This window comes from Candidatus Accumulibacter sp. ACC012 (genome assembly GCF_907163155.1).
GTDB classification, from domain to species: domain Bacteria; phylum Pseudomonadota; class Gammaproteobacteria; order Burkholderiales; family Rhodocyclaceae; genus Accumulibacter; species Accumulibacter delftensis.
Window position 1 is genome coordinate 52,847 of record NZ_CAJQUC010000012.1, and the last position, 26,376, is coordinate 79,222.

21 protein-coding genes are annotated in these 26,376 nt (G+C 64.5%); 14 read left to right on the plus strand and 7 right to left on the minus strand.

The window, feature by feature from the left end:
* The first annotated feature begins 12 nt into the window (after positions 1-12).
* Positions 13-333: a hypothetical protein gene (locus QZ648_RS13455; RefSeq protein WP_291997378.1), complete on the plus strand. Its 321-nt coding sequence runs from the start codon at positions 13-15 to the stop codon at positions 331-333.
* On the opposite strand, the gene QZ648_RS13460 is transcribed toward QZ648_RS13455, so the two are convergent.
* Positions 315-794 (minus strand): hypothetical protein, encoded by a 480-nt coding sequence (locus tag QZ648_RS13460; protein ID WP_169066834.1) that lies wholly within the window; start codon positions 792-794, stop codon positions 315-317. The two genes, QZ648_RS13455 and QZ648_RS13460, sit on opposite strands and share 19 nt — an antisense overlap.
* A 297-nt stretch (positions 795-1,091) precedes the next feature.
* On the opposite strand from QZ648_RS13460, the gene QZ648_RS13465 reads away from it, so the two are divergent.
* The 10 genes from QZ648_RS13465 (at position 1,092) to QZ648_RS13510 (ending at position 11,893) form a co-directional block, all read left to right on the plus strand.
* Entirely contained in the window at positions 1,092-1,334 is a 243-nt protein-coding gene (locus QZ648_RS13465; protein ID WP_291997379.1) for a type II toxin-antitoxin system prevent-host-death family antitoxin, read from the plus strand.
* Positions 1,334-1,885: a type II toxin-antitoxin system VapC family toxin gene (locus QZ648_RS13470; RefSeq protein WP_291997380.1), complete on the plus strand. Its 552-nt coding sequence runs from the start codon at positions 1,334-1,336 to the stop codon at positions 1,883-1,885. The genes QZ648_RS13465 and QZ648_RS13470 overlap by 1 nt, the downstream gene beginning before the upstream one ends.
* A 144-nt stretch (positions 1,886-2,029) precedes the next feature.
* Positions 2,030-2,239 (plus strand): type II toxin-antitoxin system Phd/YefM family antitoxin, encoded by a 210-nt coding sequence (locus tag QZ648_RS13475; RefSeq protein WP_169066837.1) that lies wholly within the window; start codon positions 2,030-2,032, stop codon positions 2,237-2,239.
* Positions 2,240-2,517: 278 nt separating this feature from the next.
* On the plus strand, positions 2,518-3,630 hold the full coding sequence (locus tag QZ648_RS13480; protein ID WP_291997381.1) for an efflux RND transporter periplasmic adaptor subunit: 1,113 nt from the start codon (positions 2,518-2,520) through the stop codon (positions 3,628-3,630).
* 15 nt (positions 3,631-3,645) lie between these two features.
* Positions 3,646-6,795 (plus strand): efflux RND transporter permease subunit, encoded by a 3,150-nt coding sequence (locus QZ648_RS13485; RefSeq protein WP_291997382.1) that lies wholly within the window; start codon positions 3,646-3,648, stop codon positions 6,793-6,795.
* A 95-nt stretch (positions 6,796-6,890) separates the two neighbouring features.
* Entirely contained in the window at positions 6,891-7,613 is a 723-nt protein-coding gene (locus QZ648_RS13490) for a putative metalloprotease CJM1_0395 family protein (protein ID WP_336511675.1), read from the plus strand.
* Positions 7,614-7,843: 230 nt separating this feature from the next.
* On the plus strand, positions 7,844-8,470 hold the full coding sequence (locus QZ648_RS13495; protein WP_336511718.1) for a c-type cytochrome: 627 nt from the start codon (positions 7,844-7,846) through the stop codon (positions 8,468-8,470).
* 291 nt (positions 8,471-8,761) lie between these two features.
* Complete coding sequence (locus tag QZ648_RS13500; RefSeq protein WP_169067640.1) at positions 8,762-9,574, plus strand: spondin domain-containing protein; 813 nt, start codon at positions 8,762-8,764, stop codon at positions 9,572-9,574.
* Between the two features lie 70 nt (positions 9,575-9,644).
* Complete coding sequence (locus QZ648_RS13505; protein ID WP_169067639.1) at positions 9,645-10,346, plus strand: response regulator transcription factor; 702 nt, start codon at positions 9,645-9,647, stop codon at positions 10,344-10,346.
* Positions 10,343-11,893: a HAMP domain-containing sensor histidine kinase gene (locus QZ648_RS13510; RefSeq protein ID WP_291997383.1), complete on the plus strand. Its 1,551-nt coding sequence runs from the start codon at positions 10,343-10,345 to the stop codon at positions 11,891-11,893. The genes QZ648_RS13505 and QZ648_RS13510 overlap by 4 nt, the downstream gene beginning before the upstream one ends.
* Positions 11,894-12,029: 136 nt before the next feature.
* Here QZ648_RS13510 and QZ648_RS13515 read toward each other — a convergent pair whose 3' ends face one another.
* The 6 genes from QZ648_RS13515 to QZ648_RS13540 are packed head-to-tail and all read right to left on the minus strand — an operon-like array spanning position 12,030 to position 19,273.
* Entirely contained in the window at positions 12,030-12,725 is a 696-nt protein-coding gene (locus tag QZ648_RS13515) for a response regulator (protein WP_291997384.1), read from the minus strand.
* Complete coding sequence (locus QZ648_RS13520; RefSeq protein WP_291997385.1) at positions 12,722-14,308, minus strand: ATP-binding protein; 1,587 nt, start codon at positions 14,306-14,308, stop codon at positions 12,722-12,724. The genes QZ648_RS13515 and QZ648_RS13520 overlap by 4 nt, the downstream gene beginning before the upstream one ends.
* Positions 14,305-16,476: an urea transporter gene (locus QZ648_RS13525; RefSeq protein WP_291997386.1), complete on the minus strand. Its 2,172-nt coding sequence runs from the start codon at positions 16,474-16,476 to the stop codon at positions 14,305-14,307. The genes QZ648_RS13520 and QZ648_RS13525 overlap by 4 nt, the downstream gene beginning before the upstream one ends.
* 1 nt (position 16,477) lies before the next feature.
* Entirely contained in the window at positions 16,478-17,890 is a 1,413-nt protein-coding gene (locus QZ648_RS13530) for an alanine racemase (protein WP_291997387.1), read from the minus strand.
* A 19-nt stretch (positions 17,891-17,909) separates the two neighbouring features.
* Complete coding sequence (locus QZ648_RS13535) at positions 17,910-19,022, minus strand: ATP-grasp domain-containing protein (RefSeq protein WP_291997388.1); 1,113 nt, start codon at positions 19,020-19,022, stop codon at positions 17,910-17,912.
* Complete coding sequence (locus tag QZ648_RS13540) at positions 19,019-19,273, minus strand: hypothetical protein (RefSeq protein WP_291997389.1); 255 nt, start codon at positions 19,271-19,273, stop codon at positions 19,019-19,021. Before QZ648_RS13540 ends, QZ648_RS13535 begins: the two co-directional genes overlap by 4 nt.
* Before the next feature lie 493 nt (positions 19,274-19,766).
* On the opposite strand from QZ648_RS13540, the gene QZ648_RS13545 reads away from it, so the two are divergent.
* The 3 genes from QZ648_RS13545 (at position 19,767) to hsdR (ending at position 26,359) form a co-directional block, all read left to right on the plus strand.
* A complete protein-coding gene (locus tag QZ648_RS13545) occupies positions 19,767-20,111 on the plus strand; it encodes a hypothetical protein (RefSeq protein ID WP_291997390.1) in 345 nt (114 codons plus the stop codon).
* A 477-nt stretch (positions 20,112-20,588) separates the two neighbouring features.
* Positions 20,589-22,766, plus strand: a complete 2,178-nt coding sequence (locus QZ648_RS13550; protein ID WP_291997391.1) for a hypothetical protein — start codon at positions 20,589-20,591, stop codon at positions 22,764-22,766.
* Positions 22,767-22,861: 95 nt separating this feature from the next.
* Positions 22,862-26,359 carry a type I restriction-modification system endonuclease gene (gene hsdR / locus QZ648_RS13555; protein ID WP_291997392.1) on the plus strand — a complete coding sequence of 1,166 codons (3,498 nt, stop codon included), beginning with the start codon at positions 22,862-22,864 and terminating at the stop codon, positions 26,357-26,359.
* Positions 26,360-26,376 lie beyond the last annotated feature (17 nt).

The following is a 26,376-nucleotide window of genomic DNA, read 5'->3' on the forward strand; positions in this document are numbered from 1 at the left end:
CATCTGTCCGGCATGTCCTGGCTGGCCTCACAACAGGACTTCGGCGCACAAATCCTCTGCGACAAGATCAACGCCCTGGCCGTCCATGCCGCCAGTGAATCCCTCGATCCCGACACCCACGCTCAGTACGCCATCAACCGTGGCGACACCTTCTCTCGCGTCAAGCGCACCCTCGGACACTGGCTCCTCCAGGGACTCGAGGCGCCCGACAATATCGACTCCGTTCTCGACGAACTGATCAAGAACCTCGTCAAGATAAAACCAAACCGCTCATACCCCAGAAACTTCACACGAAAGCCCCATCTATCACCTGCTTACAAAACCGGCGTATGACTATGGCCTGACAGGTTGAGAGCATTGCTCCCCGAGTGGCCGACATACCGCGGGCGACGATCACTGCAGCTTGAGGACTGCTTGCTGACGAAAATCGAGTGCAGAACTTTTGCGGGAAATGCGCGACGAGAGTCTTTGATGCTGTATTTCGACACCAGCTTCCTGGCTCCGCTCATCGTCGAGGAAGCGACCAGTAAAAAGATCGAGGCGTTCTTTGTGGCGCTCCCGGTTGGCCGCTTGCACGTCAGCCAGTGGACCCGCGTCGAGTTCGCGAGTCTCATCGCTCGGGAGTTCAGGATGGGAGGTATGGCGCTGGCGGAGGCGTTGCTGGCCATGGCCAGTTCGCTGACATGGTGGCTGGCTCCTGCCAGGTGCTTGTTCCCGGCGCGGCGGACGACGAGCTTGCCAAAGCGTACATCCAGCACTTCGCGACAAAATTGCAAGCTGGCGACGCGCTGCATTTGGCCATTGCTCGCAACGATGGCGCAACGATGGCGCAACAATGCTTTACACCCTGGACGAAGGGCTGCTGGCTGCCGCCAGGCTACTCAAAGTCCACGCCAGCAGGGGTATCGAACCCTGAGGCGCCAACAATCGGCGCCCGCGATTGAAGCCCTTGAGTGTTGTCGTGCTTGCCGGTGTCGGGCTCATGCTTCCTGTCCGCGTGTCTTTCCGGCTCGTCAAGGCGCCTCGTTAGCCAACTTGGCCAGGCAGAGCTAAACTGCATGGGTTCGAGTGACTTGACGGAGGAGTTCACAATGCAAGTCAACATGCTGGAAGCCAAGAACCAGCTTTCCAAGCTGGTACAAGCAGCGTTGGCGGGTGAGGATGTGGTTATCGCCAACAATGGGGTTCCGGTGGTCAGGCTGGTGACAGTTGCGGCGCCGGCGCTTGTGCGCAAGCCCGGAGCGTGGGCGACCTTGGCCAAGGCTGACGCTGATTGGGATGGGCCCGCAACCAATACAGCCATTGCCGACGCGCTCCGCGGCGGCGATATGTGATGAAGCGCTACCTGCTGGACCCCCACCTGTTCTACTGGTGGATGACCGGCGACGCGCGTTTGGGCGAGGCTACGCAAGGGCTGATCGCAGAGTCCGGGATCGTCGTCAGCACCGCCAGCGTGTGGGAAATGGTGCTGAAAAACGGCAAAGGGAAATTGCCCTTGCCGCCAGGTGATATCACCGACGAGTTGGAAGCGCAGGGTTTCGTTCTGCTGCCGATCTTGCCGCGTCACATCACTGTGCTGCGCAGCCTGCACTGTAGCCACACCGACCCCTTCGATCGATTGCTGATCGCGCAGGCGAACGATGAGCGACTGACATTGCTGAACCGTGATGCGGCGATACTTGAATTGCAGCTCGATGGGGTTGCGAGGGCCTGGCGACATCTGCCGGTTCGCCGCCCTCTGCTGCCAGGATGGCGACTGGTCGCCAGCTCCGTCGTGGGCGCTCAGAGTCATGCGCGAAAGCGAACGCCTGCCTCAGTGGACTCTGCTCCGCGCGTTGCGGGCAAGCTTGGGCAGCGCTTGAGCGTTGCGCGTCGAGCCGGGTAGGCAGGATCGTAGTCACGCGACGTCATGAGCGCTACGGGTGCCAAACACGGAATTGAATTGCTACCGTCACATGACAGCCATTTAAAAGATGACCAATAAGCGCAAAAATGTGGACCGAATTGACCGCTTTACAGGGACCGAAACATGAAGACCGCGACGATTGCCGATACTAAATCGCAACTTTCCGCACCTCTTGCCGAGGTCGAGGTCGGCGGGGAGGTCCTTATCACACGACGTGGCAAACCTTTAGCCAGCCTGGTGGCCGAGCCGCGATCGACGCCCTTCGAGTGGTCGGACTTACGCGATTGGGTTGCTGCTGCTCCTGAATGGAGAGCGTACGCGAACAGAAGTTGATGATGTCCGCCTGGACCTTGATCGAGATGGCAAGCGTCGGCGGCATCAACCGACGACTATGCGAGGCGGCTGATCGATTGGGCATGGGGCGGGTCGATGTTGCATGAGCGTCGGCGCTACCCGGTCGTATCAGGCGGCCGATCAGGTCCACCGGCACGGGGTGGCGCGGTAGGCTGCGCGCCAGTTCGGGGGCAACTCACGACAGGCAAGCGCTCCTTCCACTGGCGCTCTCGCCGCCATTCATCTGACATTCATTGACGCCGATATGGCGGTAGCACATGAGACTGATTGACTTGCCGCGACAGACTACCTGGCTCGTTCGGCGCGCGCGGCCGCCTGGACCGGCGCGGTCGACCACGGTGGTGGTCACCGCCCTCGTGGCCCTTCTCACCAGCGCGCCGCAGGCGCACGCCCAGAGCACGCCAGCGACCACAAAAGCCGCTGCCGTGATCATCGAGACCGCAGCGCTCAGTGAGGTGGTCATCCACCCGCAGCGCGAACTGGCGGCCAGCGTGATGGCGCGCAACGAGTCGAAGCTGTCGGCCGAGGTCAGCGGGGTCGTGCTGCGCTGGACGGCTGAAGCTGGCAGTGCGGTGAAGAAGGGTGAAGTGCTGGTCATCATCGACCCGGTCGATTTCCGGCTGGCGGTGGCGCAGGCGCAGGCGGCGGTGGATGCTTCACTGGCGCGCCTCAAGCAGGCCGAGCAGCAGCTCAAGCGCTCGCAGGAGCTGCTGAGGCAGGGGTTTTTCTCGCAGGAAGCGCTGATCCAGCGCGAAACCGAAGTGGCGCTGATGCGCAGCGAACGGGCATCGCAACAGGCGCAGCTGGCGGTCGCTCAACGTCAGCTGGCGAAGGCGACGCTGCGCGCACCTTTTGCCGGCAGCGTCATGGAGCGACTGGCGCAGACCGGCGAGGCGGTGGCGCCCGGAACGGTGCTTTACGTGATCGCCGAAACCGGTGCCGCCGAAGTGAGCGCGAATATCGCGCCGGCCGATGTCGCCGGACTGCGCCGGGCGAGCGATCCGGTTTTCGCGACGCGCGGGCAGAGCTATCCGCTACGCCTGCTGCGCGTTGGCGGCACGGTGTCGGCGCCAGCGCGCACGCAGGAAGTCCGCCTCGGTTTTGCGGCCGGCGCCGCGGCCAAGCCTCCCGTTCCGGTGGGCAGCGACGGGCGTTTGCTGTGGTCCGATCCGCAGCCTTACCTGCCGGCGCCGCTGCTGGTGCGCCGCGGCGACGCGATCGGTGTTTTTGTCGAGCAGGACAAGGTCGCCCGCTTCGTCGCCTTGCCCGGTGCGCAGGAGGGTCGGGCGACAGCGGTCGCGCTGCCGGAGGAGACGCGCCTTGTCGTGCGCGGCCAGGCGACGCTGCAAGACGGCGTGGCAATCAAGTAGGCGGCACCGCTAACCATGAAGCTATTGCGTGCCCTGATCTCGAACCATCCCCTGGCCAACGTCGCCTTCGCGGTGGTGCTGCTGCTCGGTCTGCTCAGCTACCTGACGATGCCGCGCGAGCAGGATCCGGAAATCAATTTCAACTGGGTGAGCATCGTCACCGCGCTGCCCGGTTCGAGTGCCGAGGAAGTCGAGCGGCTGGTGACCAACCCGCTCGAGGACGGCATCAAGGGTGTTGCCGACGTGCGCTTCGTGGTGTCGACGTCGCGCGAGAACATTTCGACGATCCTGGTTCGCTTCCGCGAGATCTCCGAGCGCAATTTCGACAAGCGGATGAACGACCTGCGTCGCGAAATCCAGAACAAGGCCAAGTCCGAGCTGCCACCCGAGGCCAAGGATCCGCTGGTCATGGAGATCACCACTTCTAACGGTTTTCCGACGGCGTCGATTCTGCTTGTCGGTCAGGCCGACGACGAGACGCTACGTTTGAACGCGCGGCGCATCAAGAGCGATCTGGAGCGCATGAGCGGCGTCGACTCGGTCATCGCTTCCGGGTTGCGCGACCCGGAGCTGCTCATCAGTGCCAATCCACAGGCCCTGGCGGCGCGCGGCCTGACCAGCACCGACATCGCCGACAGCGTGCGCGACTGGTATCGCGATGTTTCCGGCGGCACCTTGAAAGGGCAGGGCAGCGCCTGGTCGGTTGGCATCAAGGGCGTGCTCACCGATCCCGAGTCGCTGGCGACACTGCCGGTGATGTCGTCGTCCCGACCGCGTATTTCGGCGCGGCTCGACGAGGTGGCGCGCATCGAAAGAGCGCGCGCGCCGGCGACGCAATACTCGTCGACCGACGGCCGCGACGCGATTTCGCTGGCCATCAACAAGAAGGCCGGCAGCAACACGCTCGAACTCGTCGACCGTCTGCGCAGCTTCATTGCCGAAGAAAACGCGGTGCTAGCTGCCAGCGGCCTGAAAATGACTCTCGCCGACGACCAGACGATTCCCACCCGCGAAGCGATTCAGGTCATGCAGACCAACGCCTTGTACGGGGTGATCATGGTGCTCGCGGTGTGCTGGCTGTTCCTCGGCGCCAAGATCGGCGTGCTGGTTTCGCTGGGCATTCCGTTTTCCCTGCTCGGCACTTTCGCCTTGCTGGCGGCCATGGGGCACACGGTGAACGTCTCGGTGCTGCTCGGCGTGGTCATCGCGCTCGGCCTGCTGGTCGATGACGCGGTGGTCATCGTCGAAGCGACCTACTACCGCATCGAGCGCGGCCAGCAGGCGCTGCAGGCCAGCCTCGACGCCATCGGCGAAGTCTGGGCGCCGGTGCTGGCGTCGGTGGCGACGACCATGGCCGCCTTCCTGCCACTGATGTTGCTGCCGGGAATCGTCGGCAAGTTCATGTTCATTATCCCGTTCGTGGTCACCCTGGCCTTGCTGATCTCGCTGCTCGAAGCCTTCTGGATGATGCCGGTGCACATCGTCGCCAGCAAGCTGCGTCTCGACCGGCTGTCGCGCCTGCAAGTCTGGCGCAACCGTTTCAATCGCCGCATTCGCCTGCGCTACGGGCAGGCGCTGGCGTACACCCTGCGCCGGCCGAAGCGCTTTGCAGCGCTGACCCTGGCCGCGGTCCTTGCCGCCGCGGCGTTGCTTGCCTCCGGTGTGATTCGTGTGCAGTTCTTCGCTTTCGATCCGATACGGATTATTTACGTGAACGTCGACCTGCCGGCGACGGCGACGCTCGAAGACACGCTGGCCGAAACCAGGTCCGTCGAGCAGGTGGTGCGCAGCCAGCTGGATGGCATCGGGCCGGGTGGCGAGGCACGCTCGGTCCATGCCAATGCCGGGGTCAAGTTCACCGATAACGAGCCACTGTATGGCGACCCCTACGGGCAGGTGATCGTTTCGCTCAACCCGCTGCGCAAGGGCGCGCGCGATGTTGGCGCGACGGTCGAGGCGATGCGCGCCAGCGTCGAAGCGGTACCCGGTCTCGGGCGCAAGAGCTTTACCGTAATCTCGGGCGGTCCCCCCGCCGGCAAGGCAATCAGCGTCAAGGTGCGCGGCGATGATTTCGCGCAACTGCAGGCCGCCGCCGACGCGCTCAAGGCGATCACCGCCAGGATCCCCGGCGCGCGCGACGTGCAGGACGACAACGTTCCCGGCCGCCCGCAACTGAGCCTGCGTCTCGACCGCGACGCCCTGCGCAAGGCCGGGCTGAACGCCGCGCAACTGGCCCGGCAGGTACGCATTGCCGTCGACGGCGAGGTGGTTGCTTTTACGCGTGACGAAGGCGACAAGATCGAGGTGCGCGTGCGTTCCGAGCGTACCCGACGCCTCGACCCGGCAACTTTCCTGAACGAGCCGATCGCCTTGCCCGATGGCCAGATCAGCCGCCTCGGCGCGCTCGTCGAAGAAGAAATCACGCCGGGCCGCGGCTTCATCCGCCACTACAACCTGCGCCGAACGATTACCGTTGAAGCCAGCCTCGACAAGACCCTCACCGATACCGCCGCGGCCAACGCCCTCATCGCCAGTGAGTGGGACACGATCCGCGCCGCGCATCCTGGCGTCAGCCTCGATTTTTCCGGCGAGCTGGAGGACATCGAGGAGAGTCTCGATGCGATGAAGATCCTCTTCCTCCTCGGTATTGGCCTGATCTATCTGATTCTCGCCGCGCAGTTTGCCAGCTACTGGCAACCGCTGATGATCCTGGTGACCGTGCCGCTGGCCTTCACCGGTGTCGCGTTCGGGCTGGCGCTGTCGGGCAACCCGCTGTCGCTATATACGCTCTACGGAGTGATCGCGCTGACCGGTATCGGCGTCAACTCGGCCATCGTCCTGATCGACGCTGCCAACGACCGGACAAAGCGTATGGGCGGCATGCACGCCCTGGTCCAGGCGGGTCGGCGGCGCGTGGTGCCGATCCTGATCACCACCACGACGACCATCGGCGGCCTGTTCTCGCTGGCTTTCGGCATCGGCGGCAAGAGCTTGTTGTGGGGGCCCGTCGCTTCGAGCATTGTCTGGGGGCTGCTGTTCTCGACGGCGCTGACCCTGTTCGCCGTGCCGCTGCTCTACCTGGCATTCATGCGCGAACGCAAGACCCGCCCGGGAGGCTCGCTGCTGCGCCGACTGCTGGCACGCGGGCGGAGTGCAGTCAGTTAGCTGCACGTAACCGCAAGTACCTCTGCGCCCGGATTGCTGAACGCCGTCGGTTCGGTCTATAGTCACAGCCTCGCCCTTTGCTTGCCGAGGTTCTCGTGGTCAACAGTGTCGCTGCTGCGCAAGCTTCCGTTCTGCGGACGGTCTTATCGCCCGAGCAGAGAGCGGCCCGTGTCGCCGAGCACCAGAAAGCGACGCCGGCTGAACAGCCGGCGCTTGTGCAGACCGGGCGACCAGCCGAAACGGGTGAGACAACCGCGACCGGTTTTACGGCCGTAACCGAGAGCGTGACGGCAAAAGCCAGTGCCATGGCGAGCGCCGCGAGTGGTCTTTCCGCGGAAGACCTGCGCCTGATCGATCAGCTCAGTGCAACCGACCGTCAGGTGCGTACGCATGAACTGGCGCATATGGCGGCGGGCGCCGGTTTGGCCGGTGGCGCCACCTTCACCTACCAGGTCGGGCCGGACAACCAGCGCTATGCCGTCGCGGGCGAAGTGAGCATCGACACCTCTCCCGGTGGCGACCCCGAGGAAACCATCGCCAAGGCGCAACAGATTCGCGCCGCGGCACTGGCACCGGCCGATCCCTCGTCGCAGGACCAGAAAGTGGCGGCCATGGCGACACAGATGGCCAGCGTAGCGCGCCTGGAACTGGCCGCCCAGGAACGCGCGCAGAAGCAGCCGCCAGCTCAGGAAAGCGTGGCCCGCGGCAGCGCAGCGAGCGCTGCCTATCAGGCTGTGGCGGCGGTGGGTGATGGCTCTGCCCTGGCTGGATCCGGCTCCGCAGGATTCAGCTCCGCAGGATTCCGCGCAGTCGCCTGACCGGCACGCGAGTCCGCTGGCCACCATCAGTACGAATGAAAAGCAGCCGCCCGCGAATTAATGTGAAAGTCGCGCACGCGACTCACAAACCTCCCTTCTCCCCTCGCGGGAGAAGGGTCGGGGAAGAGGGGAAACGGTCATGAATTTCATCATCCGGGGTATCTCGACTGTCATGACCGTTAGTATCCAGCCACCGTGCACAGCGTCTGTGCAAGCAAAGGAGAACTCAATTGGCTTACAAGCATGGTGCCCTGTTCGGCGCGAGCGTAGTGGCCGCCTTGGCCTTTCTGTCGGCGCTGCCCGCGCTGGCAGACAGTGCGGCGGACCAGGCGCGTGCCCAGCAAATCGTCGTCGAACGTTGCTCGCTTTGTCACGGCAAGGAGGGCGAAGCGGCGAGCGTCGTTTTCCCGCGCCTCGCCGGGCAGCATGCCGAATACGTCGCCAAGCAACTCGCCGATTTCAAGAGCGGCAAGCGCAAGAGCGAGACCATGAAGCCGCAGGCCGCGGAGTTGACGCCGGCCGAGATGCAGGCGCTGGGTGTCTTTTTCGAAAGCAAGAGCGTGCCCGCGAAAAAATCGCGCGATGCGGCGCTGCTCGGCGTCGGCCTGTATATCTTCAGCCAGGGAAACTCCTTCTCGGGCCTGCCTGCCTGCGCCAGTTGCCACGGCGAGCAGGGGCACGGCACGCCGCAACTGCCGCGCCTGGCCGGGCAACATCCGCGCTACATCGAGGACCAGCTCAAGCAGTTCAACACGCGCGAGCGCACCAACGACAATGCCGTGATGCACACCGTTGCCGCGAAGCTCACGGAGCTGGAAGCGCACGCGGTTGCCGAGTACATCGCGACCTTGCCGTAAGCCTTTCAGCCTGCGTTTGCTGACCACGGCCTATGACGCAACGGGGAGGGAGGCGTCGCACGCGGCGTCGACTTGCCTTCGTGCATCCGTGCATGGCGCGGCACCAGTATCTCCGGCGAGTACGGACTGCTGCCCTTGATCTTGCCGCGTTCGAGCGCGGCTGGGTGAAATGATCACCGCTGCGTGATCATTCGATGAGGACTCGGGGAGACTGGCTGCCTATCATCGTTCGTGCGAGTTCGGGTTTTCCGGCTCGTTTCCCATGCGCTTCTTTCCTCGAGGAGAACTCAGATGCACGAACGCCTTTCCATTCCTTTCCGCCTGGCTGCCGGCACCGCCGCGCTGGCCTTTTGCGCCAGTGCCGGCGCTGCACAGATTAAGGTGACCATTGAAAACCGCGTTCCGACCAGCGGTATCAGTTTTGCACCCTTGCATGTCGGTTTCGGCAGCGGCAGTTTCGATTCTTTCAACATTGGCCAGGCGGCCGGCGCCGAGATTATTTCCGTCGCCGAACTCGGTGGCGGTAGCGAATGGCAGGCGGCGTTCGCTGCCGCCGAACCGAATGCGACCCGTGGCACGATCGGTGGCGCCTTGCTGCCCGGTGCGAGCAGTAGTGCGACTTTCATGATCGACGCCACCAGCAATCCTTTCTTCACCTTTGCCGCCATGGTCTTGCCGAGCAACGATCACTTCATCGGCAATGATTCGCCGATGCAATACCGGCTGTTCAACGCTGCCGGCCAGCTGGCGATCACCTCGATCGTTCAGTACGCTGGCGACATCTGGGACGCCGGATCGGAAGTTTCCGATCCCAAGGCGGCGGCCTTCGTTGTCGGCAGCGTCGCGACCAACCGTACCGCGGAGAACGGTGTCGTCCGTTTCGATTTCGCCGGGCTGGAGTCGGCTTTCAACGGGCAAACTACCGCTGCCGGCTACATGCTCAACAGCGCCCTCAGCGCGGGCAGCGAAATCTATCGCATCAGTTTCCAGGCAGTGCCCGAGCCCGAAAGCCTGGCACTGATGCTGCCAGGACTGCTCGCGATCGGTTGGGTCGGCCACCGACGCCGCAAACAGAGCGCCGATTCGGCTCTCTCACCCGTGTGAAAGCGAGCGCCGGCCCTCTTCCCGTCGTCCTCCGGCGTCGGCGCCAGCAGCGCGCCGCGCCGCTAGTCGCATGAACGAGCAGCTGCTGCTCGTCGAGGACGACGATGCCATCGCCGGCGCCTTGCGCCTGCATCTCGAAGAGGCCGGCTATCGCCTGCATCGGGAGTCCGACGGACTGCGCGCGATGGCGGCCATCGACCGCCAGCGCTGGGACATGGTGCTGCTCGACCTGATGCTCCCCGGCGCTGACGGCTGGGATGTCTGCCGCCATCTGCGCGCTCGCCATGCCGACGTGCCGGTGATCATGCTCAGCGCGCGTTCGGCCGAGGCGCACCGCGTTCTCGGTCTCGAACTCGGCGCCGACGATTATCTCGCCAAGCCGTTTTCGATGCTCGAGCTGGTTGCCCGGGTGCGCGCCCTGCTGCGCCGCATCGAGCAATTGCGCGCCTCGCCGGCGCTGGCGTCGGAGTTACGCTTCGGCCCTTTCCGCCTCGACACCGTGCGTCGCGAACTGCTGCGCGGCGACGCCGCCGTGCCGCTGACCCTGCGCGAGTTCGATCTGCTGCACTTCCTGGCCCGTCACCCGGGCCGCGCCTTCAGCCGCGGCGAACTGCTGCAGCGCGTCTGGGGCGCCGGTTTCGACGGCTACGAGCACACGGTCAACTCGCACATCAACCGCCTGCGCACCAAGATCGAAGACGACCCGCGCGACCCGCGGCGCATCGTCACCGTCTGGGGTGTCGGCTACCGTTTCGAAGCGACTTCGCCATGAGCGGGGGAAACAGCGTGAGCGGCGACGCTGCCCGCTCGGCGCGGCGGACGCCACGTACGGAACGCTTGCGGCGGTCATTTTCGTCGCGCCTGACGATGACCATGGCCTTGCTCCTGCTCGCCTACGGGGCGCTGGTCGGCGTCCTTGGCTGGCACGTCGCCGCCGAGGACGAGCAGGAGTCGCTGCAACGCCTGTCGCACGGGCTGGCCCGGCACATCGTCGAACACTGGCCCGAGATTACCGTGAGCGACCGCGACCAGGCCGACCGCGCGGCGCGCGACGCGCTGCTGTCGATGCTGATGGTGGTTAACCCCGGCATCCAGGTTTACGTGCTTGACGCCGACGGTCGCGTCCAGGCCTACATCGGCGACCCCGGCATGGTGCAGCAGGAGCAGGTCGACCTGCGGCCGGTGCGCGCCTTCCTGGGTGGCGCCGCCTTGCCCTTGCGGGGCAGCGACCCGATGGGTTCGGGCCTGGCGCGCATCTTCAGCGCGGCGATGTTCCCGCCGCGTGCCGGCGACAGCCGCCCGCCGGGCTACCTGTACATCGTCCTCGACGGGCAGGCGCGCGAAGCGGTCAGCGGGCAACTTAGCCAGGGCCGCGTCTGGCAGAGTACCGCTCTGGTGGCCGGCCTGGGTCTGCTGGTGACCCTGGCGGTCGGCGCCTTTACCCTGCGTCGGCTGACGCAGCCGCTGCATCGTCTCGCCCGGCGCATGCGCGACTACAGCCTGCACACCCTGCATGCCGCCGCAGCCGGGCACAGTTCGTCGCCGAGCGCTGGCGATGAAGTGCAGGCCATTGGCGCCGCTTTCGACGAAATGACCGAACGCATCGAATCCCAGGCCGCGCGCGAGCAGCAACAGGCGAGCGCACATCGCGAGACCATGGCCAGCGTCGCGCACGATCTGCGCACGCCGCTGACCGCCCTGCACGGCCACCTCGAAGCCCTGGCCGGCAAGGCGCTTGCGGAGCCCGAGCAGGGCCAGCGCGTCATCGTCGCGGCGCTGGCGCAGAGCGACAAGGTGCGGCGCCTGTCGCAGCAGCTCTTCGAACTGGCGGCACTGCAATCGAGCGACCAGTTGCTGCATCGCGAGCGCTTCCGGCTCGACGAGTTGGTGACCGACGCGGTGCAGAAATTCGCAGTCAACGGCGGGCCGCCGCCGGTGACCCTGGCTGGCGAACCGCCGGGGAGCCTTGAACTGGATGGCGACCTGCAGCTCGTCGAGCGCGCGCTCACCAACCTGATCGACAACGCCCTGCGCCATGCCCCTGGCACTGCGCCGGTGCGCGTCAGCCTCAGCCACGACAAGGGGCTGGCGCGGATCACCGTCGAGGACGGCGGCGGCGGTTTGCCCGAAGAAGTATGGCTGCGCCTGGAACATGGCCAGTCGCTGCGCGACCCCCCGCTCCGGCGCAGCAGTGGCGGCATCGGCGGCCTCGGCCTGGCCATCGCCCAGCGTGTCGCCGCGCTGCACGGCGGCAGCCTGCGACCGCTGCCGTCGCCGGATGGCGGCACGCGCCTTTGCCTGGCGTTGCCGCTGGCGTAGGCGCAGGCGATTTAGGGTGTCGTCAGCCGCAGCTCCCCCTCTCCCCTGACCACTCTCCCACGAGGGGCGAGGGGCGATCAGCGGATGGCCCTGGATTACCGGCTTGGCGCTGCGGCAGTCGTGCGCGCGGCTGCGGTCACGACGGGAACGGCTCGAAAGCGAAGCCGACGCCGTAGATCGATCGGATCGGCTCCTCGTCGGGAAAGGCCGGGGCAAGTTTCCTGCGCAGGTTTTTCAGGTGGCTATCGATGGCACGTTCGGAGACTTCGAGGTTGTCTGCATAGAGGGCGTCGAGCAGTTGTGCGCGCGAGAAGACGCGTCCCGGTTTGCCGGCCAGGGTCTGCAGCAGCCTGAATTCCTTGGGGGTCAGGTCGAGGTTCTTGCCGGCGACGCGTGCCTGCATGGTGTCGGCGTCGATTTCGAGCGGTGATCCACTTGCGCTTGCGCTGCCGCTGGCAGCGCTTGTCGGCTGGGCGCGGCGCAGGACGGTCTTGACGCGGGCGACGACTTCGCGTGGTGAGTAGGGTTTGCAGATGTAGTCGTCGGCGCCGAGTTCGAGCCCGAGCAGGCGGTCGATTTCTTCCGTGCGCGCGGTGACCATGATCACCGGCAGCTCGGAGGTCTTGCGCAGTTCGCGCAGGATGGAAATGCCGTTCATGCCGGGCAGCATCAGGTCCAGGAGCAGCAGGTCGGGCGGCGCCTGGCGCAGCGCGGCCATCGCCATCAGGCCATCGGCGATGGTGGTGGCGACGAAACCGTCGCGCTGCAGGTATTCGGCGAGGATCTGGGCGAGGTCGGTTTCATCCTCGACGATCAGGATGCGTTTGCTCATGGTTTTTCCAGGGGGAGTTCGATGCAGATTTTCAGGCCGCCGAGCGCCGATGGGGTGGCGCTGATCTGGCCGCCGTGCGCTTCGACCAGGGTTCGGCAGATCGCCAGGCCCAGGCCCGAGCCGCCGAAAGCCCGGCTGCGTGAGGGTTCGGCGCGGAAGAAGCGCTCGAACAGGCGCGGCAGGGCGGCCGCGGGCGGTGCCGGCGCACTGTCGTCAAATTCGAGAAGCAGTTGTTGCTTGCTGGCGCGCGCGCCAATCCTCAGCTGACCGCCGGCATGGGTATAGCGCAAGCTGTTTTCGAGCAGGTTGCCGAATACCTGCAGCAGGCGCCCGGCGTCGCCGCGCATCTGCCAGCCGGCATCGACCAGCTGCGCGCTGTCGAGCCGGATATTGGCCGCGTCGTAACGCTCACGAAAAGTTTCGATGGCCTCTTCGAGGACTGCCACCGGAGCTACCCAGGCCAGCAACTCACGTTCCATGGCCCCCTCGGCGGGTTCGCGATCGAGGGTCAGGCGCAGGTCGTCGACCAGCTTCGTCAGCTGCTGCACCTGCTTGTGCAGACGGGCCAGCGTTGCCGCATTGGGCGTGCGCACGCCGTCCTGCATGGCCTCGATCTCGGCGCGCAGGACGGCCAGTGGCGTACGCAGCTCGTGCGAACTTTCCGAGATCCAGGCCCGGCGCGATTCTTCGACGCGGCCGAGGCGCTCGGCCATGTCATTGAAATCGGCTGCCAGCTGGCCCAGTTCGTCTTCGCTGCGCACCTGGATGCGGGTATCAAGTGCGCCGCCGGCGATCTGGCGCGCAGCGCGTGCCAGATCGCTGATCGGCGCCAGCAGATGGCGCGCCAGCAGCCAGGCCGCGAGCAGCGAGAAGCCCAGTGCCGCCAGGCCGGAAAAGAGCATGTTCTCGGTCTGACTGGCCAGGAAGGCGGCGTCGAGTTCGTCGCCGGAGGACTGCGCCGCCTGCAAGCTCAGCTGACCGACGACGCTGCCCTGATAGACGATCGGCCGGGTCGCGCCGACGCCGCCTGTCGCGGCGCTTCCCGCCAGCCACTTGGCCTCGGCATCGACGAGCGCCAGGCGCGGGCCAACGCGCAGAACGTCGAACGGCGGGCGAGCGTTGGGCCGACCCTGCCGCGGCCCCGTGCCGAGGTTTCCGCTGTCCTGCGGCGGGCCTGCCGTTGCTGGCCGTGGCGGTCCTTCGCCGCGGGCTGCGGGTCCCGGACCTTGCTCCTGCCCCGGCCCGAACGGCGGCGGCTGCCGCTCCGGTGGAAAGTCCGCTGGAAAGCCCGCTGCGCGCTCGGGCCCTTGACGATCGGGGCCGCTCTCCCTCTGTGGGCGCGACAAGCGCAGCCAGACCTGCTCCGGCGCCGCGCGCAGGAAATCCCAGTTGCCGTGCCGGGCGTATTCGGCTTCGATGTTGCTGATCGTGCCGTCGAGGCGTGCCAGCTCGGCGGCGCTCGTGTAACGCGCGAAACCGTCGCCGAGATTCCAGCGCATGAGCAGGGTCAGCAGCAGGGCCATGGCTGTCGCCAGGGCAAAGGTGGCCAGGAAAACCTTGCGTTGTATGGTCAGGCGGATCATGAGGCGGATGTCTTCAGAAGGGCGGCCGACCAGGCCGGGACACCATGATCGCCACGATTGCCGTAGCCGACAAGCACTGCTTTGGCGAGCGTGTGCCCGGCGATCACCAGCGAGAAGGCTACCGGACCGCGCGTTGCGGAGATCCAGCCAAAGCTCTCGGCTTCGATTTCACCGCTGGCGGTCCTCAGCCGGTGCCGTGAATGCTGACGCCAGAGTTGGCGAGTGGCATCCCAGCGGCGTTCGCAGTGGCTGTCGAGATTCGCGCCAAAGGGGTGGCGCAAGCGCCGCGCAAGGCGCAGCGAGAGCGGCAGCGGCAACAGCGATGCGTCGGCCGCATCGCGCCAGCGCAGCGCTTGTGCTGCAAAAGGCGTCATTCCGAAGGCCAGGATGAAAGCATCCAGCAGCATATCCGGCGAGCCGCGCCGCTGATGCAGCGCGAGCAGGCTGCGGGCGCTGCTGGCCAGTACGCTGCCACCGGCGGAGGAGACCAGGCGGGTGTCACCGAGCAGGCCGGTTTCGGCGGCCAGCCGCCACTCCTTGGCGCCGGATTTGAACAACCATTCGCGCCCAGGTCGGGGCGCGAAGGCTGTTGACAGGGCGTCGTTACCGGTCAGCGCCTCGACCGTCTGACCTTCGCGAGGCTGGCCGTCGAGCGCATATTCCCGGCCGTTGATCAGGCAGTGCGCGAGATGAAAGGGGACGGTTGGCGAGCCCAGCCGCGCGCCCCGCTGGACGTGCATGTGCAGATGCGGCTGTGGCGATCGGCCGGAATTTCCGCAGCGACCGAGCAGCACACCGGGCGTCACGTTATCTCCCGGAGAAAGCTTGATGCTGCCCCGACGCAGATGCGCCAGCAGCACGTAGAGTCCGCCACCGATGTCGATGAGGACGTGATTGCCCCAGTTCTCGACCAGATTCATCTCTCCAGGCGGGTTATCGGCGATGTCGTTGCGAATGGCTGCCACGTGGCCGCGGACAGGGGACAGCACCGGCAGGTTGAAGGCATGAAAATCGCTTAGCCTGGAACCCGCACGGCAATAGCTCTGAGCGTCGACCAGTACCACGAAGTCGAGTGCGTAGCGCCAGGCGCCCTGATGCGTATGGGCGCCGTCGACCGCCTGCGAGACACTCATCCGGCCGGCGAATGGCGGCAGCAGTGCGGTGCTGCCGCTGGCCAGTCCGCGGGCGCTGGCCAGGCGCGCGTTGACCAGGCTCTCCTCGGGGCACGCCGGCAGCGCCAGCCAGAAGCGCCCCCAGCTGGCGCTGCTTTCGGCACGCAGTGCCGCGCTGGCCAGCCACACGGTAAGCACGAACGGCGCCGATAAAGGCGGCACGCCGACGCCTGCGGATAGCGCCAGCATGCCGGCCGATAGCGCGCTGGCGACCAGTACGGCGCCAGCGGCAAGCAGCAGCGTCCGTCGCGTCGGCACGGCGAGCAGGCCACCGACAAAGAGGGCGACCAGGGCGCCATTGTAGGTGACCAGTAGCGCCAGACCCGGCACCGGCGTCGTGCTGAACTGGGCGAGCAGCAGATTCGCCAGAAGGGCGCCAGCGACGGCGAGCAGGGCCAGGATGCGTGAGGCGACGAGGAGCGCGGTCATGACCAGGATGCCGGCCAGTGGATTGGCGACAAAGAACAAGGCGCCGATGCTGGACAGTGCCGAGAAAGCGGCCGCGGCGGCTTCGCCTGGGATCCAGTCGGGGAGCAGCGGCCAGGCCGGCCAAACGGTGCGCAGGGGCAGGGCGATGCCCTTGGCTACCGCCAGCAGGGTCCAGGCGGTGCACAGAAAAGGCGCCCCGAGTAGCGGCAGGCTGCGGGCGCCGAAGGGGCCGGCGAGTATTTGGCGCAGCGCGCTGGCCAGTGGCACGCCGAGCAGTCCGCCGAAGGCGGCGAGAGCAAACAGGCGCGGCTCGCTGGCGTAGAAGGCGCCCAGGGCGAGGCCGGCGTAGATGGCGTTGAGGATCTCGGCCTCGCCAGGCAGGGCCGGCAAAAGCAGCAGGCGGCGCGTAAGCAGCGCGGCGACGCCGGCGGCGAGACCGCAGAGGCCGGTTGCCAGGTCGCACAGGGTTGCCGCCAGGACCAGCGCACCAACCAGGCGCTGGCGCGCCAGGAACAGCGCGCCATAGGCGTCCAGCAAGCTGCGCAGTGCATCACTCAGGGCGCGCATTTCAGCCTCCCGTCATGCGCAGCGGAACGACGCGGGCGACGCTTGCCGCGGCGGTTTGCGCCAGATGCGCTGGTAGTCGTTCCGCGGCGCAGACGATCTCGAGATCTTCCGCTGCACGGATGAGGCTGACTTCACGGTCGCCGTGGATCAGGACCACCGCCGGACGGTATTCGATGAACTGCATCGACTGGGTGGTGTTGTAGGCGCCGACCGGTGCGATCAGCAGCAGGTCGCCAACCGCCAGCGGCGGCAGTTGCACCGAGTGCCGTAGCACGTCGATGTTCATGCACAGCGGTCCGTAGAGCACGGTATCGCGCGGCTGGCCGCGTGCTGGCGAAGCGAGCTTGACCGGGTGGTCGTACCACAGCGCGGTAAAAAGGGCATTCAGGCCGGCGTCGAGAATGGCGGCCGGGCGGCCGTCGGCGGTTTCCTTGCGACCAACCACCGAGGTAATCAGGCTCTGCGCGTCGTCGATGACCGCGCGGCCACTTTCGAAAATCAGTGTCGGGCGCTGTTCACCGCGCTCGAGTCGGTAGCTTGTTCCTGCCAGGAAAGCACTGCAGATGGCTTCGGCATATTCCTCGATAGCCGGCGTGGCCTGCTCGGGCGGCAGGTAGATGCCTTGCAGGGCATTGCCGGACGGCAGTCCGCCGCCAATATCGAGGTAGCTCAGGCGTGTGCCGTCGGCTTCGATCTCCTCGGCCAGCGTGCAAAGCGTCGTTACCGCCGCAGCGTAGGCGCGTGGATCGAGGATGAAAGTGCCGATGTGGCAATGCAGGCCGTTCATGCGCAAATGCGCGCTCGTCTTGACCTGGTTGATCGCGGCGCGGGCCGCGCCGCTTTCGAGATTGAAGCCGAAGCGGCTCCAGGATTCGCTGTAACCGGTTTCGAAATTGAGGCGCAGCGTCACCGGCACGCGCTTGCGGCGTTCTTCGCCGATGCTTTCGATCAGCGCCAGTTCGTCAGCATGGTCGACGTGGATCAACGCGCCTTCGGCAGTCGCCCGTTCGAGAATCGGGCGTTGCTTGTTCGGGCCATTGAAGATGATGTGTTCTCCCGGCACGCCAAGCGCGCGTGCCTTCTCGTACTCGAAGCGCGACACCACTTCGGCCCAGGAGCCTTCCTGGTGGAGGATGGAGCAGACCGCGCCGTTGTAGTTGGTCTTGTACGACCAGCCGTGGATCACTTTCGCGTAGCGCGCGGTAAAAGCCTGGCGGATGCGCCGGATATTTGCGCGCAGGCGCTGCTCGGAAGTGACATAGAGTGGCGAGCCGTAGCGCTCGACCAGCGTCGCCAGCGGCACGCCATCGATTTCCGACTGGCTGTCGGCACGGCTGCGGCGGCGGCCGAAGCTGTTCAGCGATTGCAGTTCCACGGGCGCCATGCGCGGCGTTTCCCAGGTCATCTTGTGCATTCTTTTTTCCTTGTCGGGTTCAGGCGGCGAGGCTGGCGGGGGCACACGCACGCAGGGTGCTGCCGCTTGCCGCAAGGGTGGCGATTTCATCGAGGCTGACGATCGTTTCCTGGGCGTGACGGATGAAGCTGGTGCCCGGCCGTGGCGGCGCCAGATCGAGCTGTTCGGGCCGTGCGCCATTCATCAAGGCGAGCAGAGCGGCCGGCAGGTTGCGGCCAACGCCGTGGCTGAGATAGATCCAGGCCGGAAAGCGCGGATTGATTTCGATCAACTGCAGAGTGCCGGCGGCTTCGCGAAGCATTTCGAGTTCGAGCGGACCGCGCCACTTGAGGCTGTGGAACAAGCGACGCCCGGCCTCCTGCAGTTCCGGATCGTCGATGGCGACGCCGGCCCAGGCCTTGCCTTTGTCGGTGACCGCCTGCTTGCGGATCATCACTTCGCCGATCATTGCGCCGCTGCCGTCGCCCAGGGCGGTGAGATTGACCTCGTCGCCGTGGACATATTTCTGGATCAGCACCGGGTAGCCCCAGGTGGCGACGACCTGCCGGTAGCGCTGGCGGGCTTCGGGCGCTGAATGAACAATCCAGGCGTCGTAGAAAACGCTCTTGATCAGCAGCGGAAAAGGCCATCCATCGGCCCCGCAATGGTCGAAGAAGCGTTCGTCGGTGAGGCGACGAACGGCCGGCGTGGCGACACCGGCGTCGGCACAAAGAGCGGGCAGGCGGTCCTTGTCGCGGCGGCGAAGTTGCGCCCGCTGGGGCAGCAGGAGGCGGATGCCGCGCTGCTTGAGCGGCTCTTCGATGGCCATGAAGTTGGGAAGTTCGGCGTCGAGGCAGGGCAGCAGGGCGTCGATGCGATCCCGGCACAGCACTTCGTCGAGTCGTTCGAGCAAGGCCGTCGAGCCGCTTGCCGGGTAGGGCAGCAGATGCCCGCTGTCGCAGCTTTCGCGCAGGTAGAGCCCGGCATCGAGCGTCGCGTAGGCGAGGCCGACGATGCGGCCGCGAAAGCCGGCCGTGTGGCGCAGGCAGCGGGCGACCGCACAGCCCGGGCCGGGACTGTCGGGGCGGGCGTTGATGCCGGTGATGGCCACATTCCAGCCCAGCCAGTGCTGCTGCTCGGCGGGGTGGCTCATGATAGGTAGCTCGCCATCTGCTTGTAAAAGCCATCGACACCGCTTTCGACGACGGCGCTCGGCTGCTCGCAAAGAGCGACCAGTGCGGCGATGATCGCCGGCCGCGACTTGCCGTCCTGCATCATCAGCAGGGTGACCTGGGCGGGCGGATTGAGGCGGTAGCTTCTTCCCGTCCGGGTATCGAAGGCGTGGCCGTCGGCGTTCAGGACAAGCGCCTTGAGGTGGCTGATTCTTGTTGCCGGGGTTTCCATTTTGTTCTCCTCGGATGAGTGCTGGCCTTGTTCGCCAGCCGTGGAAGCCATTCTGAAAAGCGATCTGGTAAGCGCCGGGGAGAAATCTGGGAGGAAGCTGGGATGAGTTGCTGGTGCTGCGGGCAAGGCCGGAGCGCTCAAGATCCCGGCACATTCTGCCGTGATGTGCACTTATGCGCATTGACGCGGCGGCGGCGCTGCTAAGCTGGAATCGAATCAAAGAGCAGCGGATGTTGCGGTGCGGTAGAAAAAGCCTGCTTGCCCGCATCGCCTTGCACGGGGAAGTCTGCCCCGCTTTGCATCAACTGTGTTGGATTCGGACCACAACGGGAGCTTCATCCGATGGCTTGAGAGAGACATTTAGAAGAAACCCTCAACTTTCTGCTGGGGGAATTGCTTTATAATGATGCTGCGTTGCAACATGGCCGATCTCATAAGGTTTCGGTCACAAGCTGACAGCGCCTGGCATCCCCAGATTCTCAGGAGCAAGACCATGAAAGCACCAAAAATCCTACCGTGGGTCGCCCACAAGACGGGTATCAGCGAGGTTCTCGCGCTCAAACTGTGGCGCCGCGCCGCCGGAGAAGCCGAGGAAATGACCGGCCGCTGCGACAGTTCGGATTACTACCGCCTGGCCGTGGAACGTTTTATTGATCTTTCCGAAGCCGAGGGGAATTCCGTTCTGGTGCGCGAGACGCCCAGCGTGAACTGTGTCTTCTGGCTGTGGCGCCACCAGAGCCGCATGTCGAGCATGCACCTGCTCGCCGTACAGAACGTCACCAGGCTCTTTCAGTCAGGAATCAACAGGATGCTGCGCATCCAGGGTCCGGCCGTCTAAATGGCTTGAGTGGCGCTACGCCACTCGCCCTTCTCGAAAGTCTTTCCTTCCCCAGTAGTGTTCAGTGCCGCGACAATCTCGGCGAAGTCGACTGTAGCGTCCGCGCTACGCCTACAGCGAGTGCGGCGGCGTCGCTCTACGTCGCCGGCTTCGTAACCACTACGGCATAATGATGGCCGCCACAGGTGGCGGCTGGCGGTCTGGTCAGCGCGAGCGCCGTCGTACAAGGCCAGCGCCGCCGACACGCGCTGTCCACGATCGCCGGCTCCCGAGACTAGCGCCGATTGCGCGTCGTGTCGCCTTTGCCAATCGTGATGCGGGGAGTGTCCGGCAGACGCAGCTTCGCTCAGCGTTGGTGTCGCCTCCCTTGCAGGCCAGATAGCAGTGCAAGCGTCTTCTGTGGTGGGCGCATTCGCAACGCAAGGTGCGAACGTGAACAGGTGCCGCAAGGGGGCTCCCTGCAATAGACTACTGACCATGGCAGAGCTCCCTTCTCTCTACGACACTTGGTTTCACAAGCTAACCGGTCAAGGAGCCTTCCCAGCGCAAGCCGCGATCACGGTGATCCATCGCTATCTTGACGGTAAATCCGGCGCGAAAACGTCACCGGTCGAAATCGACGCAGCCTTCTGGTCAAGCGTTTTTTGGCAGAACTGCCCGGACGAGGTGTTTCGTAGCGAATGCTTTGTCCTGGCTTTCGCGAAGTATCTCGGACGGGACGGGGAGCAGCGGTTTTCGGAGATCCCGCGAGCTCTTGCGGTGGCCCCCGATGCCTGCAAGCGAGCACTACGCTATTCAAGGGTCTTCCTCTCCCCGGAATCCGGGAGGTGGAGAGATCTGCAGGGTCTGATCAGTCAACATGGCCGCGGCTACAAGAACTTCATCAAGGAATGCCGGGAGATGTGGCGTCGGTACGAGCAACGCCGACAACAAGCGGACGCTGCCTATGGTCAACTTTCCGACCTGTCGATCCTCGACCTCCTGGTCTATGCCAGCATCTCCGCCTTTAAGACTGAACTACCCCTGTTGTTTGATCTCCAGCCGCCCAACGCGCTGATCCCGCTTCCAGGGTTCCGCTATACGATGTTTACGGAAGCAGTCGGTCGCTTGCTGGCTCGCCGGCTTGGGCACTGTGGTAAGGACGAACTCGATATTTCCGAGGAGAGCATTCGCGTCTGTTTCCGCAAGCGGATGTACCCCCTACTCCTTGCGCGGCATTTCGATGGTGGAACGAGCGCCGCCGTGCTCAAGCGTTTCGAAGGATTCATCGATGCCCAGATTCGCCTCGATCATTGTCGTCATACGGAGATCGGCAGCTTCTGTTTCGATGGCGCAGTCTCTGGACAAGCGTCTTGTGACCTTTCCATCGAGCTCGTCGCCCACTTTGAACCGTGGATGAGAAGCTGCCTGCGAGGACACGAGTTGCATCAGTACTGGCAGCTGCGCAGTCTGGCGGGGTTGGATGAAAGCGCTGGCGATGACGAAGAACACCTCACGCGGATGGCTCAGGAGGGACACCTGAAGCCCTCCATAAGGATCCTGGCGGACATGCTAATGCTGCATGATTTGTTTGGGGTCGACGAGGAGATAGACGTTGGCAATGGGGTCACGGTGAACCTTCAGCGTGCCTGCCTGGCGCTCGAACTTGCCAAGGCGAACTTTGAGGACACCTTGCTGGCACCGTTCTTGGAAGCAATGCGGCGGCACGGAGACTGGGCGTCCGCGCTGGTCGAGGTTATCGAGTCCGGAATGCGCGACGGCGGCCAACAGCGCTACCCGGTGCTTTTTGCCCGGACCGCCGAAAAACTGCAGATACTCCGACAGTTCACGGTTAGCGAGGCCAGCCCGTCCGGAAGCGAGGAAGCCGCCGCTGCCCTGCTTGCATTCTTCGGCAACGACCTCAAGGCGGTTAGAGATCACATTCACCAGTCGGGGAAGCAACTGAAAGGGAACTTCGCCGAGCAACCTTTCTTGAAGCTTGGTGATTACGTCTTCACCCTGCCTTGGGTTCTCACCACGCAGAACAACGCGACGGCCCTGGTCAACAACTTGCGGCGGGTCCGTTCCGTCCGCCCCAGCGTTGCGAAGGAAACCAAGCGCATCGAAGAGCGACTCGCCGAGCAGATGCAGCAGCGGGGATTCCGTACGCTCGTCGGCTACGAGCCACCAGATGGTGAAGGCGAACCGGCCGGCGAAGTCGATCTTCTTGCCTCGCGTGACGGTCACCTCTTCGTCTTCGAGATAAAGTCCGGATATGTGCGCCAGACCCTGGAAGCGGCGTGGCTTCATCGGACCAACACGCTACGCAAAGCTGGGCGGCAACTGGCGCGGAAACTCGCCGCGCTGGTCGATGTTCTCCCTGGGGAGGGTATTCTGCGGGACTCGCTTCAGCTTGAGGTAATCCCGTCGGCCGATCAGGTGCACTCATGGATCGTCGACACCTCGATCGACTTTGACCGGCAGAGATTTTCCGGGCACCTAAAAGTCAGCATGACCGAGGTGCTGATCGTGCTGAGGGACGAAGCCGGGTTTCTCGCCGAGGATGAGTCTTTCGACACCCTGTATCCCGATGGCTTCTCCGCCTCGCGATTTGCCCAGGTAATCGAGCAAGAGGTTCTGTGGCGTGAACGACCAAACACCGCCCCACTGGCCTGACCGCGGTGAGGAGGCGCGCTGTGCCGCGAGTGGACTAATAAACATCAAAACAGCATACTTCCTCTATTCAACCCTCATTCCTTCGTCAGTTCACATTGCCTCCCAGATCAGCCGCTCCAATCGGCAACTTTGGCTTCCTGTCGGATCACGATCCTTTGCTCCTGCGCCTCTGCGTCGGAGCCGAGCGCAACTACCATGACGATCCGAACACGACGGTCATCAAGCTCAGGCAGTTCGGAGAGGCCGTGGTCAAGCATCTGGCGGCGGTGTTCAACATCACCGCGTACGCGGAGCAGTCGCAGGCCGAACTACTCAAGACCTTGCAGATTCGGCGCCTCATCGACCGCAACGTCGCTGATCTGCTGCACTTCCTGCGCAAGGAGGGCAACCTTGCGGCGCACCAGTTCGAAACGACACCGGCGCAGGCCAAATCAGCGCTGAAGATCGCTCGCGAACTGGCGCTGTGGTTTCACCGCAGCTTCGGTACGGTCGAGCAAAGGTCATTCAAGGCAGGTGCCTTTCAGGAACCTGTCGCTGTCGACCTTCAGGCCAGACTGGTGGAACTGTCATCGGCGCTGAATCTGAAAGTGGCCGAAGCGCGCGCGGCCTATGACGTGGCGGAAGCGGAGCGACAACGGCGTGTCGATGCCGAATCGAGGGCGCACGCGAATGCCGAAGAGAAGGCGCTGTGGGAGCAGCTGGCACAGGAAGAGGAGCAGGAACGTCTGGGCCTCACCAGGGACTTCGAAGCCAAGCTGGCGGCGATCCAGGCGCAGGCAACGCAGCGCAGCTCTGCCGAATCGTCAACCATCGCGGCGGCGATCGCGGGTGCGTCACAGGCGATCGCGCTTGATGAGGCGGAAACGCGCGCGATTATCGACGCCCAGCTCATTGCTGCCGGATGGCTGGCAGACAGCGAAACCCTGAGATTCGCCAAGGGGACGCGGGCGGACGCCGGCAAAGACCAGGCCATCGCCGAGTGGCCGACAGCCGAGGGGCCTGCGGATTACGTACTCTTCAACGGCCTGACCCCTCTGGCCATCGTCGAAGCGAAGAAGTACGGCTCCGATGTCTCCGGGGTCATCGCTCAGGCGGAGCGCTACAGTGAGCACTACCAGATCCAGGCCGATGAGACCTTGCCGCAACCACTCGGTGTGGCGCCGCCCTTCCCCGGCTGGTTCCACGGCCAGGACCAGGACGGCACGCAGCACTACTACCGGATTCCCTTCGTTTATGCGACGAACGGCCGCCCGTTTCTTCAGCAGCTCCAGACCAAGAGCGGCATCTGGTTCCGCGATGTTCGGCAGGCAAGCCATCATGCCCGGGCCTTGCTCGGCTGGCATTCCCCTGACGCGCTGATAAAGCTCCTTGAAGCCGATACCACTCGATCGGAACAGAAACTCCAGGCGGAACCGTTCTCGTACTTGCCGTTGCGCGACTACCAGGTGCGCGCCGTGCAGACCATCGAAGCGAGCATCGCCGATGGCCAGCGTGAATGCCTGGTCGCCATGGCGACGGGCACAGGCAAGACACGGACCGTCATCGGGCTGATCTACCGGTTGCTGAAGTCCAAACGCTTCAGCCGCATCCTTTTCCTTGTCGACCGTACCTCGCTCGGCGAACAGGCACAGAACGCCTTCAAGGACATGCGCCTGGAGCAGAATCAGGTGTTCACCGAGATCTACGACGTCAAGGAACTTGGCGACATCACGCCCGACACCGCCACCAAGGTCCATGTGGCCACCGTACAAGGCATGGTGAGGCGGATTTTCGGTGACGCTGGCGACATTCCGATTGACCGCTACGACTTCATCGTCGTCGACGAGGCGCATCGCGGCTACATCCTCGACCGCGAAATGGGCGAGGGCGAGCTGGAAATCCGATCGGAAGCCGACTACATCTCGTCTTACCGGCGGGTGCTCGATCACTTCGACGCCGTGAAGGTCGCGCTGACCGCAACGCCCGCCCAGCACACGGTCGACATCTTCGGTCGTCCGGTCTACACCTACAGCTACCGCGAAGCGGTGATCGATGGCTGGCTGGTAGACCACGAACCGCCAGTCCGTCTCATCACCCTGCTTGCCAAACAAGGCATCCACTTCGACAAGGGCGAACAGGTTCAGGTCGTCAAGACCGCGACCGGCACGGTGGACACCGCCACTCTGCCCGACGAACTTGATTTCGAAATCGACGCCTTCAACCGTCTGGTCATCACGCCCGCCTTCAACCGCGTCGTCTGCGACGAACTGGCCAAGCAGATCGACCCCACTGGCGAACAGAAAACCTTGATCTTCTGCGCCAACGACCATCACGCCGATCTGGTCGTGAAGCTGCTGAAGGAAGCGCTGGAGAAGGTCTGGGGAGTGCTCGACGACAAAACGGTGATGAAGATCACCGGCCGGACCGACAAACCGAACAAGGCCATCCTGCGTTACAAGAACGAACGCCTTCCCTGCATCGCAGTGACCGTCGATCTGCTCACCACCGGCATCGATGTGCCGAAGATCGCTAACCTCGTTTTTCTGCGCCGTGTGCGTAGCCGCATCCTCTACGAGCAAATGCTCGGCCGGGCGACGCGGCTGTGTCCGGAGATCGAGAAGGAGGTGTTCCGTATCTTCGACGCGGTCGACCTCTATACAGCGCTCGATCCGGTGAACACGATGAAACCGGTTGTTCAGTCGGTCAGTATTCCGCTGGCGCAACTGTTCGATGAAATCACGGACGAGAAATCGCACCAGACGCCTGGCAGCAGCGAAGACCGCAGCCACGCCGACGACGTCAAGGACCAGATCGTCGTTCGCATCCGCGGCCTGCTTCGCCGGGCGCTCAAGCACCTCAAGGACCGCCCCGAGCTCAAGGACGCGCTCGACCTGCTCGAACCGATCGCCGGCGTCTCGCTGAAAGACTGGCCGGAAGCGCTGAAGAAGGCCGACACCGCCGAGATCACTGCCCTGATCAAGGCGACGCCGCAACTCATCAAGCTGCTGCAAGGTCTGCAGCTTGGCGGCAGTGGCGGCTTTGGTCAGGTCATTTCGACGCACGACGACGAACTGGTCAGCGTCGAATCCGGTTACGGAAAGGCCAGGAAGCCGGAAGACTATCTCGATGCCTTCCGCCAGTTCATTGCCGACAACAGCAACAAGATTGCGGCGCTCAAGATTGCGGTCACCCGCCCGATGGAGCTGACGCGCGAACATCTCAAGCAGCTCAAGCTGGCCTTGGCCGAACACGAGTTCAACGAGGCTGCCGTCCGCACCGCCTGGCGTGAGGCAAAGAACGAGGACATCGCCGCCAGCATCATCGGCTATGTGCGCCAGATGGCCCTGGGGTCGCCGCTGATCCCCTTCGAGGCGCGCGTCGATCGGGCACTGAAGAAGATTCTCGCCAGCCGCAACTGGCCGCTACCGCAAACGAAGTGGCTGGAACGGATCGCCAAGTCGGTGAAGAACGACCTCGTCCTCGACGCCGAAACCTTCGAGCAGCCTGCGTTCAGGAACGAGGGCGGATTCAAGCGCCTGCAGTACATCTTCGACGGCCAGGCCCAGACGGTACTCGACGAGTTCGAGAACGCGGTCTGGGACGACGCCGCCTGATCACCCCGCTCAACTGG